We start from the raw sequence: 19,909 nt of genomic DNA on the forward strand, positions 1-19,909 counted from the left end.
TGGTCGTGGCGGAGGCGGACGGGAATCGAACCCGCCAGACCGAGATACTCGACCTCACCGGTTTTGAAGACCGGGGGGACCACCAGGAACCCTGACGCCTCCATGCCGTACCCAACTTAGGCCATTGTGCCGGTGCGGTCGACAAACCCGGGCGGGTTCGGGTGTCGCATGCTGCGTACCTCGGCAAAGCGGTCGAGCACGAGGCCGTCGAGCACGCGACACCCAATGGGCGATTCACTCTGGAATTTTCAAGGAACCCTCCCGCTGGTCGAGTAACCCGAGGAACGAGGGCGTATCCGCCGGGCCGAGCTTGTCGAGGTCACGTGAGGCGAGGCTGGTGCACAACCTCTCGATTCAGGAACTGTTGTTGTTGTGTTGTCGCCGGCCACTTACGGCTGGTCGAGCCCTTATCTCGCCGGACGAGCGCTTACCCTGCGGGCCGAGGGCTTATCTCGCTGGTCGACCCCTTACCCCGCTGGCCGAGCGCTTACCCCGGCGGGCGAGCCCCATTGCCCGCCGGTCGAGCCGGTGAGGAGCGCTAGCCGCCGCGTTGAGCTCCGTCGAAACGGAGTCCGTGTCGTTTCGACGGAGCTCAACGCAAGGAGACTCCGCAAGGCAAGGCTGTAGATCGAATTGTCATGCCACACCCGGCAATCCATCCAACGTCATGGTCCTGCGGTGATAGGACCGCAACTATCGGCGTTGTGGGTCAACCGTTTCCGGTGGGATCAACCAGGGGTGGTGGTCGGCTCCCATGACGACGTCCCATCCGTTATGGTGGACGTCGTCATGACAGGCCGTGCAGAGCAAAGCGCCGTTCTCCAAACAGGTTTCGCCGCCGTCGATCCAGTGGTCGATATGGTGCGCCTGGGTCCGTGAGGGCGGCGCTCCACACTTGATGCACCCTTTGTCGCGGTGCGCCAGGGCTCGTCGTTGGGCCCGGTTGAACAGTCGGATGGTCCGTCCGAGTGACAGTGGTACTTCGTCTTTGCTGACGATCATGACGCCGACGGTGGCGTCGCAGCAGAGTTTTCGGGCGGTGGCTTCGGTGACCGATCCCATGAACTGCAACGACGCCAATGATGGTGTGCCGGTGGGGATGGTGAGGTTGACCAGTTCGGTGGGCATGCGCGGTCCGTCGTCGCTGTGTTCGCCTGCGGCAGCGCGGGCGGCGGTGTCGAGGATGACCTCGAGGGCGTCGGCACGCATCTGACCTGCGGAGCGTGGATCGCGGGATCCGTCGGGTTGGGGTCGTGGCGCCGACAGCACTTCGATCGCCGTCCTCAACTTCTCCCCGAGCACGGCATGCAGATCGGCGGTGACCGTGAGGCGTCCATCAACGGAATCGTGGAAGTCCAGCGTGTTGATACTGCGGTCTTCGCCCGCGGGGAGTCCGTCGGTGTCGTCGGCCTGCTGATTGCCGCGACTCTTGGCGTAGTCACGGATTTCGGCGGGTGTGAACCCGGCGGTGGCGTGCCGAGCAGGGCGATGCTGTGCGCGTCGCGTTCCTCGGCGGTGACACGCTCGCCGGATCGTTTCTCGATGTGCGTCAATCCTCGGACGATGGCGTCGGCGTGTTCGGCCGAGAGTGTGCCCAGTGAGGTGTGGCGGTGTACGCGCTCGATGTCGGGTGTGGTGCCCAGGCGGATCATGCGGGACGCCGAGGCCGGCGCGACACCCCACTCGTGCAGGAGTTCCTGCAGTTTGCGGCCTTCCTTCTCTGCGACCTTGAGGTGATCACAGAGTCCGACAAGCACACTCGCGTGGTGATCGACCAGATTGCGGATCAGCAGGATGGTGTGCAGTGCGTGCTTTGCGTCGTCGCGGGTGAGGCTGCCGTTGGTGTAGTCGAGTTCGGATAAGAAGTCGATGGTGGTGTCAAGTTCCCCCGATGTCATGTGCACCACATTACGCCGGATTCGCGGTCGGCGCAAGGGTGAGTTTCTCCAATCCTGTTGCTGTGCATAACTTTTGGTCTGTGGATAACGTGTTGTCGGCGAGGTTTTCTTGTCGGTGGGGTGTGGTATGGGGCGTCGTTTTCGCGGGAGGTGTTGTGGTGGTGGCGGTTCCAGCGTCATGTTGCGTGGTCTCGACTCGACCCTGCGCTATCGCTCCGGGTCGGCTCGACCGGCGGTTTTGGGGTCGGCTCGACCGGCGGGATGAGGTCGGCTCGACCGTAATATGAGCGATGTCAACGGAATTGAGAGCGCTGTCAACGGAATTGCGAGCGCTGTCAATGACGAGGAGAGCGCTGTCAACAAAGTGCAGAGCGCTGTCGGTGGGATGGTGGGCGTGAATCGACGGTGCAACAGAGTTTGCGGCGCATACCATCGGAGGCATGAGTGCCATCGATGACCCGCGGACCTTGCGACTGACCGGATTTGCGCACGGTGGGGGATGCGCCTGCAAGATCCCGCCGGGGGAGCTCGAGCAGGCGGTCGCGGGGTTGACCGGACAGAGCGGCGGCAACATCCTCGTCGGACTCGACGACGGTGATGATGCCGCGGCCGTGCGGGTGCGTGATGACCTCGCGGTTCTGTCGACCGCCGATTTCTTCACGCCCGTCGTCGACGATGCGTATACCTGGGGTGCGATCGCGGCGGCCAATGCGTTGTCCGACATCTACGCCATGGGTGGACAGCCCGTCGTGGCGATCAATCTCGTCGGCTGGCCCCGCGATGTCCTGCCCATGGAACTGATGACCGAGGTGTTGCGCGGCGGACTCGACGTCGCGGGTCGTGCGGGCTGTCCGGTGATCGGTGGCCACAGCATCGACGATCCCGAACCCAAGTACGGGATGGCCGTCACCGGGACCGCCCACCCGGACCGGTTGATCCGCAACGACGCGGCGGTCGCCGGACTGCCCCTCACCCTCACCAAACCGATCGGGGTCGGCCTCCTGAACAACCGGCACAAGCAGACCGGCGAGACCTTCGATGCCGCGGTCGAGGTGATGACCACACTCAACGGCCCGGCGTCGGAGGCCGCCCTGGCCGCCGGGATCCGAGCCGGCACCGATGTCACCGGCTTCGGATTGCTCGGACATCTCCACAAGCTCGACCGCGCCTCGGGTGTGGGCGCGATCATCGAGCGTCAGGCGGTCCCGGCCGTCGACGGCGCCCTCGACGCGCTGCATGAGGGATTCGTCTCCGGCGGCACCCGACGCAACCTCGACTGGGTCCGCCCCCATCTGGAAACAGGCGCAGGTATCGACGAGCAGGATCTCCTGTTTCTCGCCGACGCCCAGACCTCCGGTGGGCTCCTCCTCGTCGGGGAGGTACCGGGGTACCCGGTGATCGGCGAGATCGTCGGCGCCCCCGGCATCGTCGTGCGGTAGGGCATAGCGAGTCGGTGTCCGAATTCGCTATACTCCCGACACAAATTCACGCGGGCGTAGAGGGGGACTTTGATGCCCGACAGTGTGCCGGGTCTTGCCGCGTGGTTCTTTCGCCGGGGCGAAGTGGAATGGGGGGTTCCGTTCTTCGTCCGCCGGGGGAAGTCGACCATGCAGCGTGTCATCTTGTCGATCGGTGCCGGGACGCTGGCGCTGACCTCGGCGACGGCGGCGCTCTCGCCGCCGAACGAGTTCACCGCACCGGTGCGCACGGCGATGGTCGTCAGTGCGGTCGCTGCCGTCCTCTACGCGCTGCGGCTGTGGATCATGCCGCTGCCCGGCAGTGGCGGCGCAACGGTGGCCGCACTGGTGAGCACCGCGGGGATCTCGGCGGCCTGTCTCGATCATCCGTCGGCCGCGGTGGGACTGGCCGGAACCGCCCTGCTGCTCCTGATCAGCGTGTTCATCACCTTCTACTGCAATCCCACCACGCATCTCGCTCACGCACTGGTCGCGGCGACGGTGATTCTCATTCTCACCGTGCGGCTGGCGGCCGGTGGAACAGACCAGGCCGCCTTGGCGATCTCCAAGGGCGCCGGACCGATGGTTCTGGTCCTGATGGTCTTCCCGGTCTGTCACTACGTCTTCTCGCTGCTCGGCTCCGATGCCCTGGTGGCACACGATGATCCGCTCACCCGACTGGCCAACCGTCGGGGGCTCACCACATTTGCCGAAGCATCCGCCAAGCCCGGCCGCCACATGACCGCCGTTCTCGTCGACATCGATGATTTCAAGTCCATCAACGACACCTACGGTCACGCCGTCGGCGACACGGTGCTGGTGCAGGTCGCCAACCGCATCGCCGATCTCGCCGCAAAACTCAAGTCGCAGAACCTGAACGTGATCAGTGCGCGCACCGGCGGCGAGGAATTCGTCATGGTCATCGACACCGGTCTCGACTCGGCACGCGCCGTCGCAACCGATCTCTGCGCGGTGATCGCCGATCACATCTCACCCCCGGTCACCGTCAGCATCGGCGTGAGCGTCACGACCGTGACCGAATGCTGGGACCTGGAGGAGCTGATCAGTACGGCAGACCGGGCCATGTATCGCGCAAAGACCCGGGGCGGCAACCAGGTTGCCGCAGAAGGGGACCAGCGCACCAGTGTCGACGATCTCGCCCCGGTCTGGGTGCTGCCCCAGGAATCAGTACCCGGTGGTGATGGAGTCGTCGACGATCCCGGCGGCACGACGGGCGGCGAGATGCCGCTTCTGCGGGATGATGGTGTACCGGGGATCCTTGGCGGACTCGATACCGGCGTGAAAGACCCCGAACCGGGTACACGCCGACGCCGCCAAAAGCGTCATTCCCGACGCCGCGGACAGGATGCGTGAGCGGCCCGACACCATCGCGCCGATCCCACCGACGACGGCGAGACGCTCGGCCCAGCGCATCAGCGTGCCCGGCGTCCCGTGGTGCAACGGTTCGGCCGCAACGGAATCCATCCGCGACTCCATGATCCGGGTGGCCGCCACATCGCCGGCGGCACCGAGTGCTGCGAGGACACGTGCGGGTGCTGCCTCGCCGACCGGTGTGGTCACCATCGCCAAACCGCTCGCGGCGAGACTCGCCGAGCTGACGAAGACGAATGGCAGGTCGCGGTGCATCGCATTCCAGGTCGGCGTCGCCGTGTCGCCGAGCAGCACCGCCGTGTACACCGCGAGGAGTGGTCCGACGCCACCTGCGGCCAACCCGGCTGGAGCTTCGACAGTGCGCAGCACAGATCGTAACGGCCCCAACGGGAGCCGTTCACCGGTGAGGCGGTCGATGTCGGCGACCGCGGCCACGCCGAGTGCGCCGGAGAAGGCAGACAGAATCCACGACCCCACACTCATCGGTGAGGTGACCTTGAAGGTGCGCAGCATGTTGTAGAAGCGATCGGGGCGGCCCAGATCGGCGACAAGGGCGACCGCACCCACGCCGACGGCCGCGAGACCACCCAATCGTGTGTTGCGCCGCAACGCGTCCCGTCCGGTCAGCTGGGCACCCGCGGCGAGGACACCGGAACCGCCGGCGACTCCGCCGAGGAAGAGATAGAGCGCGATTTCGTCACCCCATGGTGGTGGCTTGACCACCGGGTGGCCGTAATAACCGGCGCCGGAGAGCTTCTCGACCTCCACGTCGGGAACCATGGACATCTCGGCGCTGCCATCGGCACGGCATGGGCGGCGCAGGGCGCCGATTCGTTTGCCGCGGCGCCTCTTTCGCGACGGTTCCGGCGGGCGGGTGGCGTCGTAGTCGGAGGTCATGTCACCGTCGACCGGTCAGGAACGAGATGGTCGCTGCCGCAAGCATTCCGGCCGCGGCGACACCGGCGCGGCGGTACATGCTCGGCAGATCGGCGGTACACACCCGGGGGTCCGGTGGCAGGCCGTACACCTCGGGTTCGTCGAGCAGCAGGAACACCGAACCGGTGCCGCCGACACCGTCGTTCTCGTTGGCGCCGTACAGCCGTGCCTCGGTCATCCCCTGGGCGTGCAACTGTGCGACGCGCTCGTGGGCGTTCTCGACGAGATCGTCGTGATCGCCGAATTTGATCGACGTGGTCGGGCAGGTCTTGGCGCAGGCCGGGGTCTCGTCGTCGACGAGGCGGTCGTAGCAGAGCGTGCACTTCTGTGCCACACCACGTCTGGGCACCTCGGGTTGTTCGCCCTTGCGTTCACCCTGTCGGGTGGTGGGGGCGGCGGTGCCGTCGGCGCGTCGCTCCACCACCCCGAACGGGCAACCCGCCACGCAGGTGCCGCATCCGTTGCACACGTCGTGCTGCACCACCACCGTGCCGAACTCGGTACGGAACAGTGCCCCGGTCGGGCAGACGTCCAGACATCCTGCGTGCGTACAGTGTTTGCACACATCCGACGACATCAGCCACCGGAACTCGGGGGTGTCGGGAGTGACGGCGGCGGGCGCCTCGGGCGGAGCCGGCGCCGTCTGAGGAGGCATCGGCATCCCGAGATCGGTGAGCTGCCTGCCGGATTCGCGGGCGGTCTCGATGCGTTCGCGATCCTGCTCGATGAACGCGACATGCCGCCACGTGCTCGCGCCCAGGGCAACGGTGTTGTCATAGGACATGCCGGTCAGCTCGAGGTCGCCGTCGCGGGGATTGCGGTTCCACTCCTTGCAGGCCACCTCACATGCCTTGCAGCCGATGCAGATCGACGTGTCGGTGAAGAATCCCTTGCGGGGACGTTCGCGATCGCCCCAGTGCGCGTCGCCACTCGGATCGGTGGGCCCGGACAGCTGCCCCATCTACTCCTCCTCCCGCTCGGTGAGCCGGACGTTGTCGGTCTCGACCGTCGTCCCCGAACGACGCTGATACTCCGCCACCAGATCCAGCAGTGCCTGCCCGCGTGGCCGCCGACCGGCGACCACATCGCAGGACCCCACCTTGGATTCCTGGATCTGGACGTTGGGATCCAGTGTGACACCGATCAGATCGTTGGCGGCGTCACCGCTGACCACAGCATCCGAGCCCACGCCCCAGTGATAGGGCAGGCCGACCTGGTGGACGTCGCGGCCGTTGATCCGCAGCGGTGTGAGCCGGTCGGTCACCAGGACCCGCGCCTCGATGGCCGCCCGCGGCGAGATGATGGTCGCCCAACCCTCGTTGACCAGTCCGCGTTCGGCGGCGAGTTCCGGTGACACCTCGCAGAACATCTCCGGCTGCAACTCCGCCAGGAACGGCGACCAGCGGCTCATCCCGCCCGCGGTGTGATGTTCGGTGAGCCGGTAGGTGGTGAACACGAACGGATACACCTCGCTGCCGGGGGCACCGGCGCTCGGTGCGTCCAGATTGTCGGTGCGCGCGAAGATCACCCGCGCGGGTGCCTGCTGCTGCGGATACAACGCGTTGGCCACCGGTGACTCCTGCGGCTCGTAGTGCGCCGGCAACGGGCCGTCGACCAGGCCCTTCGGTGCGAACAGCCATGCCTTACCGTCGGATTGCATGATGAACGGATCGACACCGGAGAGTCCCTCGGCGCCACCGAGTTCCGGGTCGGGACGGTCATCGGGGGCCTTTTCGACCGGGAAGTCCGGGACGTCGTCGCCCACCCAGCGGCGCGTCCGCGCATCCCACCAGAGGTAGCGTTTGCGTTCACTCCACGGCTTGCCGTCGGGATCGGCCGATGCCCGGTTGTAGAGGATGCGCCGATCTGCCGGCCACACCCATCCCCATTCGTGCTGACTCACCGAATCCCCGCCCTGCGGAACCCGTCTCGCGGCCTGATTGGTGGCGTGCGCATACACGCCGGTGTAGATCCAGCAGCCACCCGCCGTGGTCCCGTCGGCACGCATCTGCGTGTACGAGGTGAGATTGGTTCCCTGCTCCGGCCCGGAAGTGAAGTAGCCGTTGATCTCCGAGAGCACCGACTCCGGTTCGGGATTGCCGTGCTCGTCGAGCGGATAGTCCCACGTCATGTCCAGCAGCGGACGGTCGCGCTCGTCGGTGGAGTCGGCCAGTCGTTCCCGAATCCTCTTGCCCAGCTCGTAGAAGAAGTCCAGTTCGCTCTGCGCCTGACCGGGAGGTGTGACCGCCTGATGGCGCCACTGCACCATGCGCTGGGTCTGGGTGAACGATCCGGCCTTCTCGACGTGCGTGGCGGCCGGCATGAAGAAGACCTCGGTGCCGATGTCGGTGGAACGCAGTTCACCCGAGTCGATCTCGGGGCCCTCCTTCCACCAGGTGGCCGACTCGATCATGTTGAGGTCGCGGACCACCAGCCACTTCAGTTTGGACATGGCGAGGCGTTGCTGGCGTCCGTTGGCCGACCCGACCGCCGGATTCTGGCCCAGTACGAAGTACCCCTCGACCGTGCCGTCGAGCATGGCGACCGTCGTCTGATACGTCCCGGCCGGCCCGTTCAGCCGCGGCAGATAGTCGAAGGCCCAATCGTTCTCGGCGGTCGCGGCATCTCCGAACCACGCCTTGAGCAGGCTCACCATATACGTGTCGGCGTAGGCCCAATACCCCTTCTGATGCGGCGATCCGACGGCGTCGAGGTAGTCGCCGAAGGTGTCGTGCTTGCCGACCGACGGCATCGGCAGATATCCCGGCAGCAGATTGAACAATGTCGGGATGTCGGTGGAACCCTGGATGCTGGCATGCCCGCGCAACGCCATGATGCCGCTGCCCGGCCGCCCGACGTTGCCCATCAGCAACTGCAGAACCGCTGCGGTGCGGATGAATTGGGCGCCCAGCGTGTGCTGCGTCCAGCCGGTCGCATACCCGAAACAGGTGGTGCGTTCACGGCCCGAGTTGTCCGCGATCGACTCGGCGAGATAGGTGAACTCCTCGACGGAGATGCCGCACATGTCGCGCACCATCTCCGGTGTGTAGCGGGCGAAATGGCGCTTGAGGATCTGGAACACCGACCGCGGATGGGTGAGCGTCTCGTCCCGATAGATGCCCGACGGATCGAGGGCGGGACCACCCGAACCATGCGACTCACCCACGCCGCGTTCACCTTCGGTGGGTGCGGAACCGTCGGACCCGGAATCGGCGGTGTCGTCACCGCTCTCGGCACGGTCATAGGCCCATGTCGATTGGTCATAGCTGCCGGACTCGGGATCGAACCCGGAGAACAGGCCGTCGAGATCCTCGGTGTCGCGGAACTCCGGTGAGACCAGCGTCGCCGCATTCGTATACGCGACAACGTAATCCCGGAAGTATCGCTCGTGGGTGATCATGTAGTTGATCAGTCCGCCGAGCAGCACCACATCAGAGCCGACGCGGATCGAGATGTGCTTGTCGGCGTTGGCCGAGGTCCGGGTGAACCGCGGGTCGACGTGAATGACACGCGCTCCCCGCGAGCGTGCCTCCACCACCCACTGGAATCCGACCGGATGTGCCTCGGCCATGTTGCCGCCGATGAGCACGATGCAATCGGCATTGGCCATGTCCTGCAGTGATTGCGTGGCGCCGCCGCGTCCAAATGAGGCTCCCAAACTGGGAACGGTGGCGGAGTGTCATATGCGCGCCTGATTCTCGATCTGGATGGCGCCGGCCGCGGTGAAGAGCTTCTTGATCAGGTAGTTCTCTTCATTGTCGAGGGTTGCGCCACCCAGGGAGGCAATTCCCATGGTGCGTCGCAGGATTCGGCCCTGATCGTCGACGTCCTGCCAGGTGCGGCGTCGTGATTCGACGAACCGGTCGGCGATCATGTCGATCGCGGTGTCCAGATCGAGGTCGGTCCATTCGGTGGCATACGGCGCGCGGTAACGGATCTTCTTCTGCCGCAACGGGTTGTTGACGAGTTGCTCGCTGGACGCACCCTTGGGACACAGTCGGCCGCGCGAGATGGGGGAGTCCGGATCACCCTCGATCTGGGTGACGCGCCCGTCCTTGACGTACACCTTCTGTCCGCAACCGACGGCGCAGAACGGGCAGACACTCTGCACCACGGCGTCGGCCGTCGCGGTCCGCGGCACCACCGCACGGGTACGCGCCGACTGCACGGCCGGACCACGGCCGAACGTGTCGCCGGAGCGCAATTGCCGGAAGACCGGCCACTCCAGTGGGCTGAAGGAGGGCACGAGGCGAGTCTAGACCCGACCGTGCCCGTGATGGCCGGTCATGCCCCCAAGAGATGGGGCATGTGCCCGGATCGAGAAGTCTCTAGCGTTCGAGGTGACACGGTCAGATGCCGTGTGACCAGCGTGAACTCGATCGGAAGGAAGACCCTCATGAAATTGGTCAGGTTCGTCTCCGCGTCCGCATTCGCCGTCGCCGCAGCGGCGGTGATGGCCGCGCCCGCACACGCCGACGTCGACTCGATCGCCATCGCCGATCCCCTCGGGGACTCCTATGCGAGTTCCTGTACCTACCAGGTCGTGGGGACCGCGACCGGCAACTCCCCGGTGAGCTTCCTCCAGAAGGCGCCCGGCTCGGCAGCGTTCACACAGGTGGGCGCGAATGCGCTGCCCATCAATGACGGCGTCGCATTCTCCTGGACGCCGTCGACCGCAGGGAAATACACCCTGAGACTCGAACAGGGCAATACGTCGAAGGAGGCGACCGTCGACGTCGCCACCGGAATCAACCTGGGCAGTCTCTGCATGGCGCTGTGAGGCAAGTCCGGCGGCGCGTGCGCCGATATCCGACGCGGGTGCGTCATCGAGGGTGCCGGGCGGCCATCTCGGTGACCATCGACCGCACGTGCCCGGCTCGGTCGATGTCGATCCACTCGCAGCGGTCGTCGTCCTCGGTCACGACGGTCACCGCCATCGATCGGGCCGGGGGCAGAGTACGAATCCGTACCGTCCCGGCCCGGGCGGTGTCGAGAGCGTCCACGATGACGCGGCGCGTCGCGTCGTCGAGTGGAGGTGGTCGATCGGTGTCGTTGCCGTCGAGACCACGGTCGTCGAGCAGGGTGACCGCCACCCCGCGCCGGCGTGCGTCGACGACGGCCTCGTCGACGTCGGGGGTACACAAACCCCTGGCGCGCAGGAGGTCTCGGAGTCGCGCCTCGGTCAGTCGGCATTGGGTACGGGTGGCGTGGTCTACTCGATCGCCGTCGGCGAGCCGTAGCAGGAGGGGACGCGCCAGCGCGGTGACCGGGGTCAGCTGCAACTCCCGCTCATGTGCGGCGGCCTGGGCGGCGGCTGCGTCGGCGGCGGCGTGGGTCGCCCGGCTCCGCGCGTCGATCAGGTTGCGTGCCAACGTCCGGTTGACCCGCGCGAAGACGATCGAGATGGCGACGAAGCCCCCCGACGGGCCGATCAGCAGAATCCCCGGCAGCGCAGAGCCCTCACGGACGAATGACCAGGCACCGACCACCACCAGTGCCGCCAGAAACCCGATGACCGCGGCATACGGGCGGCGGCGCATCCCCAAGATCGACACCACCAGCGCCGGCGGTCCGGTCACCCACAGCGGAATCGTCTGCGTGCCGTCATCGAGCGAGAACAGGTACACCCCGCACATGAATGCCGGTGTCGCCGCGACGATCAGCGTCGGCAGGGTCGGTGGCCGATCGGAATCGCCGGTGACCAGCAAGGCGGTCGACGCGGCAAGAGCGGCGATGACGACGACCGGAACCCACCACGCCACCGCTCCCGGGGTGGCCACCGCCGAGGCCGCCATCACGGCGACTACCAGCGCGCCCAGGCGCCGGCTGGTCGTCGACCGGATGCCGAGCAGATCGGTGGTGTTGACGGCGGCGGGAATGTCGGTCGCACGCCACGACACCGTGACGGTGGTGCCGGCCCCGGGCCTCGAGGTGATCACCGCATCGCCACCGCTCACCCGGCGCATGCGTTCGCGGATGGAGACCGCGATCCCGAGTCGTTCCCGTGGCGTGGCGGCGGGATCGAAGCCCCCGCCCTCGTCGCTGACGGTGATGGTGACCCGATGATCGGTGACGCTGATATGGCAGCGCCGCGGTCGGTCGGCGGGGACATGCCGATAGCAGTTGCGCGTGGCCTCGGCGGTGGCGCCGACCAGTGCGGCGACCGCGTTCACCGGATACGTCGACGAATCGTGCGCACGCACGGCGGTGGTCACGTCGATCCCGGGATCGTTGTGCCGCGCGGCGTCGGCGATCGTGGTTGCGACGCGAGCGGCATCCGGATCGAGTCCGGCGTTGGTGGCGCGCACGGTGGAATCGAGCGCCTCGAGGGCACTCGCGGCGCGCCGCGGCAGATGCGCCGAATCGGGGTTCCGATCGGCCTCGAGCATGCTCGCCATGATCTCGTCATGGGTCAGCGCCCGGGCGACGGTGCGTTCCGCGGAACGGGCGGTGGTGGCGGCGGTGTCCTCGGCGAGCGCGATCGCGGTGGCCTCGGTCCGATCGAGTTCGGCGGCCGTGCGCAGACCGGAGATGCCCAGGGCCAGCGGGACCACGGCGAATGCCGCGCTGCACGCAGCGTCGGTGAGCATCGTCGCCGTCCCCGAAAAGCTTTGTGCCACATTGCCGGTCAATCGGATCGCGACGGCGATGGCGAGCAGGTAGACGGCTGCGACCGTCGGCGGCCAGGCGATCATCGCGCAGATGCTGCCCAGTACGACGAACGGTCCCAACCAGAACACCGTGGCGTCGTCGAGGTGGGTCCCGTTCCAGGCCACCCACCACAGTGCCACGGCCACCAGGATGCCGAGGGTGCCGACCCGCGCCCAGCGCCGCAGCCAGGTGGGATCCCAGGACAAGGCGCCATACAACCCGACGATCAGGCCGGGGACGACGACGATGGTGATGGCGGTCGGCGTCCACCACGACGCCGAGACGGCCCGGGCCTGCGCCATCGCGGGCAGCAGGAACGGGAGGAAGACGAGATAGGCCGCGCCCGCGAAGATGCCGTAGTGGCGCAGGGTGCGGGCGAGGGCCGAGTTGGCGTCGACAGGTCCGGTCATCGGCGCCACGAGCCGGGTGAGGGACCTGGGTGAGCTCACCGTGCGAATTATCCCGATGTCGGCATGAATCCGTTCGGAGTCTGAGCGAATGACGTGACAATTGGTTTCGATAGAGGACACGAGACATGTGGAGGTGGACGATGACGTGGCGCATCGGAGTGGTCGACGACCACGAATCGGTGATCGAGGGCGTGCGGGCGTTTCTGGGCGACTCATCCGACGTCGAGTTCGTGCGGGGCGCTCCGACGGTCGCCGGGCTGCTGGCGGCGCTCGGCGACGACCCGCTCGACCTCGTCGTGCTGGATCTGCGACTCAATGACGGCACCACACCCGCCGACAACATCGCCGCGTTGGCCGACGCCGGGATGGCGACCCTGATCTACACCTCCGGTGACGAGCCGTACCTCGTTCGTGAGGCCGCCGGTGCCGGCACCCTCGGTGTGGTGCGCAAGAGCGCCGCCAAGGCCGAGGTCTGCGCGGCCATCCGCGCGGCCGCGTCGGGGTCGACGGTGCCCTCGATGGAATGGGCGGCCGCCCTCGACTCCGATCCCGGCTTCGTCAACCTCTCACCGCGTCTGCGAGAGGTGTTGGAACTCTACGCATCCGGCGGCTCGGCCGGACACGTCGCCCGGGTGACCGGGTTGTCCGCGGACACGGTCAGTGAGTACATCGACCGCATCCGGACGAAATACCGTGAGGCACATCGGGATGCGCCGACCAAGACCGACCTCTACAAGCGGGCCGTCGAGGACGGGTGGCTGCCGATGCCGCATCGTGGGGTGGACTGATCGTGCTGCGCGTCGCTTGACCGGATGCCCCCCAAAGAGGGGCTGTCGGCGATTGCCGCGACTTCGTAGCGTCAGAGATGTTGGTGCGCTGGACTCCTCGCCGGCGCAGACACTCGCGACGGACGGAGATCGGCGATGTCCAGTACTCGGGCTATGGGTGGTGTGCGGCGCGCCAGGGTGGCCGCGGCCGGGGTGGGAATCGGGGCGGTGTTGTGGTGGGGTGGGCAGGCCACGATGACGGCGGGCTGGGCGTATGCCGAGCCCGTCGACTCGTCGGCCGTGTCGACGCAGGAGTCGGTGCCGGGTTCCGGCGATGAGGCGGGCGCGGCGGATGTGCCGGCCGACAATGCCGGTCAGGCCGTGGATTCCGGACCCGCGGCCCTCGAGCCGGCACCGCCACCGGCAGAATCGGGCGACACCGGGCCGGTGGTGACGGAACCGGCCGCGCCGACGACTTCCGAGGAGGAGGCGGTGACATCGCCCGCCGCGGATCTCGACGAGTCGCAGAATCCCGTCGCGCAGCCCGAACCATCTGATGTGCAACCGTCCGAATCGTCGGAATCGGCTGATGTGCAACCGGTTCCGTCTGGCGAACATCCCGCCTCGCCGGGTGGATCTTCGGCGGCAGCGGCTGACGAATCGGCGCCGTCGACCAGTGGCGCTCAGTCCGATGAGTCGGAGCAGGCCGCGTCGCCTGCGGCGCTGTCCCGCGTGACGGCCCTGCTGGATGTCGAGGCGACGCCTGCTGTTGCTGCCCTGCCGGTGACAGTGGTGGGTTCGACGCCCGCTCCTCTCACGATCGTCGACGGTGTGCCGGTGGTGAATGCGCCGACGAAGTTCGTCGCCACCGTACTGGGGTTCTTGGGCTTCAATCCCTTTGCCGACAACGCCGGCGGAACCCCGACCCCATCACCGGCGTTGGTGTTCGCCTGGGGTCTGTGGCAGCAGATCAACCGCCGCGTGTTCAACTCCCATCCGGTGCTGTCGCCGTCCGAGCCGACCACCAATTCCGATGGGACGGTCAGCGGTTCATTGGGTGCGAGCGATCCAGACCAGGATGTGTTGACCTACACCCTGGTTACCGCACCTGAGCACGGAACCGTCGTGATCAATCCCGACGGGACGTATGTCTACACCCCGGACGCGGACTACGCACGTGAGCTGTCGGCCAGCGGTGGTGGCGCCGGGTCGGATTCCTTCACCGTCTCCGTCAGCGACGACACCGCGGTGAATGGTTCACACCTGCACTGGCTTTCGGCTACAGCGGAATCCTCGGGCACGTCGACGGTTGCGGTGACGATCACGCCGACGAACACCGATCCGGTGCTGTCGGTGAGTTCGTCGCCGTCGGGTGCCTCGACCGTGTACACGGTGTCCAGGACCGACGCCGATGATGATGCGGTGACGGTGTCGGCGTCGACACCGGCGCATGGGAGCATCGTCGACAATGGGGATGGGACGTGGACGTACACCCCGAATCTTGATTATGCGCATGGTCTTTCGGCGGGCGGGTCGACGGTTGCGGGTAGTGATGTGATCGTGTTCAGTGCCGCTGACGGTCATGGAGGTGGCGATGAGGTGACGGTGACCCCGGTGATCGCACCGGCGAATGCCGATCCGACGGTACATGCGACATCGACCGCCAACTCGGATGGAACGACGACGTACGTCCTGACCCCGGTCGACGCCGACGGTGACGTGACCACTATTGCCATTTCGCCTGAGCCACAGCATGGTTCCCTGACTGTCATCACCGATGCGGCCGGCGGGCCGATGATCATCTACGTTCCCGATCCGACGTATGCGCACGCGCTGGCCGAGCAGGGATCGACGCTGTCCATGACCGACGCTTTCACTGTGGACATCGACGATGGTCACGGGGGCCTGACGTCGACGACACTCACGCCCGCTATCACACCGGCGAATGTCGGTCCGACCGCCACCTCGACGGTGCAGGGTTCGCCGGTGACGGCGGCAACGTCGTATTCGGTGTGGTACACACCCCGCGGAGTCGCGGCGATCAGCCCGGATGGAAAGACGTACTACGTCGCCAGTATAGGGAACTCGACGGTGACCATCGTCAACATCGCCACCGGGCTGAAGCAGACCTCCACAGTGGGCAGCGAACCGGCTTACATCGCTCTGTCCCCAGACGGTACGCGGGCCTACGTCACCAATTACTCCACGGTTTCGGTGATCAACACCTTGACCGGACGCACGATCGGTCCGGAGATTCCGGTGGGGTCGGATACCTATGGCGTTCAGGTCACACCCGACGGCAAGTATGTCTACGTCGCCAGCAGGAGCACAGGGTCCGTGTCGGTGATCAACACCTCGACCGCGAAAGTGGTGCAGTCGATTCCGGTGTCGGCGGTGTATGGCTTGGCGATCACACCGTCAGGTGATCGCGTCTATGTCACGAATATGTCGAGTGTGGGTACTGTCTCGGTGATCGATGCCGATCCAACCCACGCGACGTACAACACGGTGGTTGCCACGATCCCGGTCGGCGCGAGCCCGAGTGAGGTGGCCATCGGCCCGGACGGTACCCGAGCCTACGTTGTCAACGAAACGTCCGGCACGGTGTCGGTGATTGATACCGATCCGGTGAGCGTCCACTACAACACGGTGATCGCCACGATCGCGCTGGGCTCCTCCCCGACCGGTGTGGCGGTCAGCCCCGACGGAAGCCGGGCGTATGTTGCGGTGAATGGTGCCAATCGGATCGCGGTGATCGACACCGGCACAAACAAGGTGCTGGGGACGGTCGCCGTGACCGCCCCGAGGTCGATGGCCGTCAGCCCCGATGGTACGACTCTCCTCGTGTCGTCGTCCTGGGGCTCGACCAGTGCGGCGGTTGCCATCCCGACCGGAGTGGTGCACGGCGCGGTCACCGGAGCCGACGCCGACGGAGATACCGTGACGTACTCACTCGCGACCGCTCCGACGAAGGGCTCGGTCGTCCTCGACCAGACCACCGGGACATGGACCTACACGTCCACGGTCCCGGGCACCGTCGACGCCGATTCGTTCGTCGTCGCGGTGTCCGACGGTCACGGCGGGACGACGACGGTTCCTGTCGCCGTCGGATCGGGTGCGTCGACGTCGGTGTGACGTGCGGCCGCACGAACAACCGTGGGGCCGCATCCTTTTCGGATGCGGCCCCACGGATTTGTCTGTGGCAGTGGAGAACTACGGGCGCTGGGGAATTACGAGCTCAGTGCCCGCCCTCGCCTTCGCCCTCGGCCTCGCCGCCGCGCGGAGTGTCGACGCGGGTCTGCAGGATCGTCGAATCAACGGCGGCGTCGACGGGGACGGTGCCCGCGTCGGTCCAGTTGCCATTGGCGTCCTGAACCTCGAAGTAGAAGGTCAGCTCGGTGGTCAGGCCCGCGGCCACCGACTCGCCGGTGCCGTTGAGGGTTGCCTCGATCGCGGCCTCACCCAGTTGCGGGGCCTCGACCTCGCCGACGCTCGGGCTGGCCGACGCGGAGGTGGTCGCGGATTCCGAGGCCGATTCCGATGCCGACGTCGTCTCCGATGCCGATGCGGCGGCACTGGATTCCGAGGTCGTGATGCCGGCCGGGTTCGAGTTCGCCGGATTGCCGGCACGCACCAGCATGCCCGGATCGATGGTGGGTTGCGCGCTCAGCGTGACCTTCGCCGACGACGGTGCGCCCTGCTGGGTCACCTCGACCTTGGTCAGGCGGTAGATCTTGGTCTGTCCGCTGTTGATGACGGCGAAGGACACCTCGAAGGGACCGCCGTTGTCGAAGACGTCGCCGGCCTTGTCGGCGGGGTAGATGATCTGCACGTTGCGGACCTCGACCTCGCCCCACGTCGCTGCCGCGTTGCCGCCGTTGACGGCCGGGAGCTGATTGGCGGTCTGCGAGATCTGACCGGCACCGCAGCCGGTGGTGCCGAGCGCGACCGCGACACCGATCGCTGCCATCGCGGTGGCCGTTGCCAACCGTCGTGTGACCGAAGGCCGCCGCCCAAATCGAGTTGGCACAGACACCCGTTCCTCCCAGGTAATCGAACGCGAAAAAACGCAGTGAGGGACACCCTGCACTACGCAGCGTAGTGGGCCCGGGTCACAAAATCCCGGCGGGGTGCCAGATTGGTCGGATCCGACTGTCGCGGGGCCCGGTTCGGGTCATCGAGAGGAAGGGGAACCGGGGCGCGAATCGGCGTCCGGAGCCGCCCTGAATCCGACTCTTGCGCTTGTGAACTTCCCTTGTTATGGCACATCGCTCCACCTGCCGAAACATCCCCGGTCAGCCGCGTGCAGGGCCGTGACCTGCACCGTTGTCTGGGCCGTCTGGGGCGCCCGTGTTAGACTGGCCATACTCGAAAGGGGCACGGAACATTGAATTTCAAAGTTGGCGACACCGTTGTCTATCCCCATCACGGTGCTGCTCGGGTCGAAGACATCGTGATTCGGACCATCAAGGGTGAACAGATCGAATATCTGGTTCTCAAGGTTGCCGACGGTGACATGACCGTCCAGATTCCCTCATCGAAGCTCGAGTACGTCGGCGTCCGTGACGTCGTCGGTGAAGAGGGACTCGACCAGGTTTTCCAGGTTCTCCGCGCTCCACACACCGAAGAGCCCACCAACTGGGCGCGCCGATTCAAGGCCAATCAGGAGAAGCTCATCTCCGGCGACATCATCAAGGTCGCCGAGATCGTTCGTGACCTGTGGCGTCGTGAGCAGGACCGCGGCCTGTCCGCGGGTGAGAAGCGCATGCTGACTCGCGCGCGTCGCGTGCTCGTCGACGAGCTCTCGCTGGCGCAGAACACCGACGACGAGAAGGCCACCAGCATTCTCGACGAGGTTCTCGCCGCCGCATCCTGATCGCACTTCGCTTGTGATCAGGATTTTTCTTTGACCAGTGATTTCGCTGTGCGAGCAGCAGTCGTGGTGATCAGAGCGGGTCTACGGTGACCGACCCGGATGTGCGGGTTGGCATCATCGTCCCCGCAGCAGGATCGGGCACCCGACTGGGTGAACCGATTCCCAAGGCCTTCGTGGACCTCGGTGGCCGGACCATCCTGGAGCACTGCGTCGACGGACTGGCCGGGCTTTCGGCGTCGGTCGTCGTGGTGGTTCCGGTGGAACTCATCGACCGTGCGCGTGCGCTGGTACCGGCATCGGTCGTCGTGGTCGCCGGCGGTGCCCATCGCTCCGACTCGGTGCGTGCCGGGCTCGCCGCACTCGACGACGCCGACATCGTGCTCGTTCACGATGCCGCCCGCGCGTTGACACCGGCGTCGGTCTTCCGGCGCGTCATCGCCGCGGTGGTCGGCGGCCATCGGGCCGTCGTGCCGGGCCTGCCCGTCGTCGACACCCTCAAAGAGGTCGAACCGGGTGGCGACGCCGAGCGTGTCTTGGGCACCGTGGATCGCGAGCCGCTGCGTGCTGTGCAGACGCCCCAGGGTTTCACCCGTGAGGCCCTCGCCGCCGCCCATGCCGACGATTCCGGACTGGCCACCGACGACGCCGGCCTCGCCGAGCGCATCGGCATCCCGGTGCACGTCGTCTCCGGCGATCACCTCGCCTTCAAAATCACCACCCCGTGGGACCTGCGAATCGCCCGAGACCTCGTCGCCGAACGTGACTCGGCGGCCGTACCCGGAGGAGAAGAGGCATGAGAGTCGGTATCGGCTCGGATGCGCATCGCGTCGTTGACGGCGTTCCCTGCTGGATGGTCGGACTGCACTTTCCCGACGACGCCGGCTGCGAGGGGCATTCCGACGGCGACGTCGGCGCCCATGCGCTGTGCGACGCCGTGCTGTCGGCGGCCGGACTCGGCGACGTCGGCTCGGTGTTCGGCACCGGACGCCCCGAATGGGACGGCGTCTCCGGTGCCCGGATGCTCGAACACGTGGCCTCGCTGGTGGCCGACGCCGGGCTGACCGTCGTCAACGGGGCCGTCCAGGTGATCGGCAACCGCCCCAAGATCGGTCCGCGTCGCGAGGAAGCGCAGCGGGTGCTCTCCGAAGCGCTCGGTGCGCCCGTCTCGGTGTCGGCGACCACCACCGACGGCCTGGGGATGACCGGACGCGGCGAAGGGATCGCCGCGGTGGCGACCGCGCTCGTCGAATAGCGGTCGGTCAGCCGTTGGTTACCCCGGCACGTTGACAGCGCTCTCGTGAACCCGCGACGTTGACAGCGCTTTCGACAGTGTTGACAGCGCTCTCATCAACGTTGATAGCGCTTGAGTGAGCGCTGTCAGTGGTGGGGCGAGCGCTGTCCGGTGAGTGTCAAGCTGTGGTGAGTCAGTTCCCGATTTTGTTGTGTTATGCGGTGGGTTGGTGGTGCAGGTTGATGGCGACGCGTTGCTGCGGTCGTTTGACTGTGGGTGGTTGGTGGAAAC

The 19,909-nt window shown here is 66.5% G+C and carries 14 protein-coding genes, 1 tRNA gene and 1 pseudogene; 9 read left to right on the plus strand and 7 right to left on the minus strand.

The features are described from left to right. Nucleotides 1–6: 6 nt before the first annotated feature. Both ABLE92_RS20460 and ABLE92_RS20465 read right to left on the minus strand, forming a co-directional pair. A tRNA-Sec gene (locus ABLE92_RS20460) sits at nucleotides 7–102 on the minus strand. 591 nt (nucleotides 103–693) lie between these two features. Beyond that, nucleotides 694–1,683, minus strand: coding sequence for an HNH endonuclease (locus tag ABLE92_RS20465; protein WP_348806631.1), 990 nt, complete (start codon nucleotides 1,681–1,683; stop codon nucleotides 694–696). A gap of 2 nt (nucleotides 1,684–1,685) precedes the next feature. Between ABLE92_RS20465 and ABLE92_RS20470 the strand changes: the two genes are divergently transcribed. The 3 genes and pseudogenes from ABLE92_RS20470 to ABLE92_RS20480 form a co-directional block, all read left to right on the plus strand. Beyond that, a complete protein-coding gene (locus ABLE92_RS20470; RefSeq protein ID WP_348806632.1) occupies nucleotides 1,686–1,862 on the plus strand; it encodes a hypothetical protein in 177 nt (58 codons plus the stop codon). Between the two features lie 476 nt (nucleotides 1,863–2,338). After that, nucleotides 2,339–3,337, plus strand: coding sequence for a selenide, water dikinase SelD (selD, locus tag ABLE92_RS20475; protein ID WP_348806633.1), 999 nt, complete (start codon nucleotides 2,339–2,341; stop codon nucleotides 3,335–3,337). A 615-nt stretch (nucleotides 3,338–3,952) separates the two neighbouring features. After that, nucleotides 3,953–4,465, plus strand: a pseudogene (locus ABLE92_RS20480) (GGDEF domain-containing protein); the annotation flags it as partial. A 75-nt stretch (nucleotides 4,466–4,540) separates the two neighbouring features. On the opposite strand, the gene nrfD reads toward ABLE92_RS20480, so the two are convergent. From nrfD to fdh, 3 genes are read right to left on the minus strand one after another with little or no spacing between them, the layout of a single operon-like run. Continuing rightward, complete coding sequence (gene nrfD, locus ABLE92_RS20485) at nucleotides 4,541–5,644, minus strand: NrfD/PsrC family molybdoenzyme membrane anchor subunit (RefSeq protein WP_348806634.1); 1,104 nt, start codon at nucleotides 5,642–5,644, stop codon at nucleotides 4,541–4,543. 1 nt (nucleotide 5,645) lies between these two features. Continuing rightward, nucleotides 5,646–6,644: a 4Fe-4S dicluster domain-containing protein gene (locus ABLE92_RS20490; protein ID WP_348806635.1), complete on the minus strand. Its 999-nt coding sequence runs from the start codon at nucleotides 6,642–6,644 to the stop codon at nucleotides 5,646–5,648. Continuing rightward, the gene (gene fdh, locus ABLE92_RS20495; RefSeq protein WP_348806636.1) at nucleotides 6,645–9,929 is read right to left on the minus strand and encodes a formate dehydrogenase; all 3,285 of its coding nucleotides are present in this window, start codon (nucleotides 9,927–9,929) and stop codon (nucleotides 6,645–6,647) included. 150 nt (nucleotides 9,930–10,079) lie between these two features. Between fdh and ABLE92_RS20500 the strand changes: the two genes are divergently transcribed. Continuing rightward, the gene (locus ABLE92_RS20500) at nucleotides 10,080–10,463 is read left to right on the plus strand and encodes a hypothetical protein (protein ID WP_348806637.1); all 384 of its coding nucleotides are present in this window, start codon (nucleotides 10,080–10,082) and stop codon (nucleotides 10,461–10,463) included. 43 nt (nucleotides 10,464–10,506) lie between these two features. Here the strand turns inward: ABLE92_RS20500 and ABLE92_RS20505 are convergent, their stop codons facing one another. Further along, on the minus strand, nucleotides 10,507–12,783 hold the full coding sequence (locus tag ABLE92_RS20505) for a sensor histidine kinase (protein WP_348806638.1): 2,277 nt from the start codon (nucleotides 12,781–12,783) through the stop codon (nucleotides 10,507–10,509). Between the two features lie 101 nt (nucleotides 12,784–12,884). On the opposite strand from ABLE92_RS20505, the gene ABLE92_RS20510 reads away from it, so the two are divergent. Further along, a complete protein-coding gene (locus ABLE92_RS20510; RefSeq protein WP_348806639.1) occupies nucleotides 12,885–13,532 on the plus strand; it encodes a response regulator in 648 nt (215 codons plus the stop codon). A 135-nt stretch (nucleotides 13,533–13,667) separates the two neighbouring features. Then, nucleotides 13,668–16,646, plus strand: a complete 2,979-nt coding sequence (locus tag ABLE92_RS20515) for a cadherin-like domain-containing protein (RefSeq protein WP_348806640.1) — start codon at nucleotides 13,668–13,670, stop codon at nucleotides 16,644–16,646. Between the two features lie 103 nt (nucleotides 16,647–16,749). On the opposite strand, the gene ABLE92_RS20520 is transcribed toward ABLE92_RS20515, so the two are convergent. After that, entirely contained in the window at nucleotides 16,750–17,481 is a 732-nt protein-coding gene (locus tag ABLE92_RS20520; RefSeq protein ID WP_348806641.1) for a hypothetical protein, read from the minus strand. Between the two features lie 417 nt (nucleotides 17,482–17,898). On the opposite strand from ABLE92_RS20520, the gene ABLE92_RS20525 reads away from it, so the two are divergent. The 3 genes from ABLE92_RS20525 to ispF all read left to right on the plus strand — a co-directional run bounded on the left by ABLE92_RS20525 (nucleotide 17,899) and on the right by ispF (nucleotide 19,639). Next, nucleotides 17,899–18,387: a CarD family transcriptional regulator gene (locus tag ABLE92_RS20525; RefSeq protein ID WP_006372593.1), complete on the plus strand. Its 489-nt coding sequence runs from the start codon at nucleotides 17,899–17,901 to the stop codon at nucleotides 18,385–18,387. Nucleotides 18,388–18,473: 86 nt separating this feature from the next. Beyond that, nucleotides 18,474–19,184: a 2-C-methyl-D-erythritol 4-phosphate cytidylyltransferase gene (ispD, locus tag ABLE92_RS20530; RefSeq protein ID WP_348806642.1), complete on the plus strand. Its 711-nt coding sequence runs from the start codon at nucleotides 18,474–18,476 to the stop codon at nucleotides 19,182–19,184. Next, nucleotides 19,181–19,639, plus strand: coding sequence for a 2-C-methyl-D-erythritol 2,4-cyclodiphosphate synthase (ispF, locus tag ABLE92_RS20535; RefSeq protein ID WP_348806643.1), 459 nt, complete (start codon nucleotides 19,181–19,183; stop codon nucleotides 19,637–19,639). The genes ispD and ispF overlap by 4 nt, the downstream gene beginning before the upstream one ends. Nucleotides 19,640–19,909 lie beyond the last annotated feature (270 nt).

This window comes from Gordonia oleivorans, from assembly GCF_040044975.1.
In the GTDB taxonomy this organism is placed as follows: Bacteria; Actinomycetota; Actinomycetes; order Mycobacteriales; family Mycobacteriaceae; genus Gordonia; species Gordonia oleivorans.

Coding starts and splice junctions, on each gene's coding strand:
- ABLE92_RS20520 (WP_348806641.1), bottom strand. CDS start 17,481: ATGGCAGCGATCGGTGTCGCGGTCGCGCTCGGCACCACCGGCTGCGGT.
- ABLE92_RS20510 (WP_348806639.1), top strand. CDS start 12,885: ATGACGTGGCGCATCGGAGTGGTCGACGACCACGAATCGGTGATCGAG.
- ABLE92_RS20515 (WP_348806640.1), top strand. CDS start 13,668: ATGTCCAGTACTCGGGCTATGGGTGGTGTGCGGCGCGCCAGGGTGGCC.
- nrfD (WP_348806634.1), bottom strand. CDS start 5,644: ATGACCTCCGACTACGACGCCACCCGCCCGCCGGAACCGTCGCGAAAG.
- ispF (WP_348806643.1), top strand. CDS start 19,181: ATGAGAGTCGGTATCGGCTCGGATGCGCATCGCGTCGTTGACGGCGTT.
- ABLE92_RS20500 (WP_348806637.1), top strand. CDS start 10,080: ATGAAATTGGTCAGGTTCGTCTCCGCGTCCGCATTCGCCGTCGCCGCA.
- selD (WP_348806633.1), top strand. CDS start 2,339: ATGAGTGCCATCGATGACCCGCGGACCTTGCGACTGACCGGATTTGCG.
- ABLE92_RS20490 (WP_348806635.1), bottom strand. CDS start 6,644: ATGGGGCAGCTGTCCGGGCCCACCGATCCGAGTGGCGACGCGCACTGG.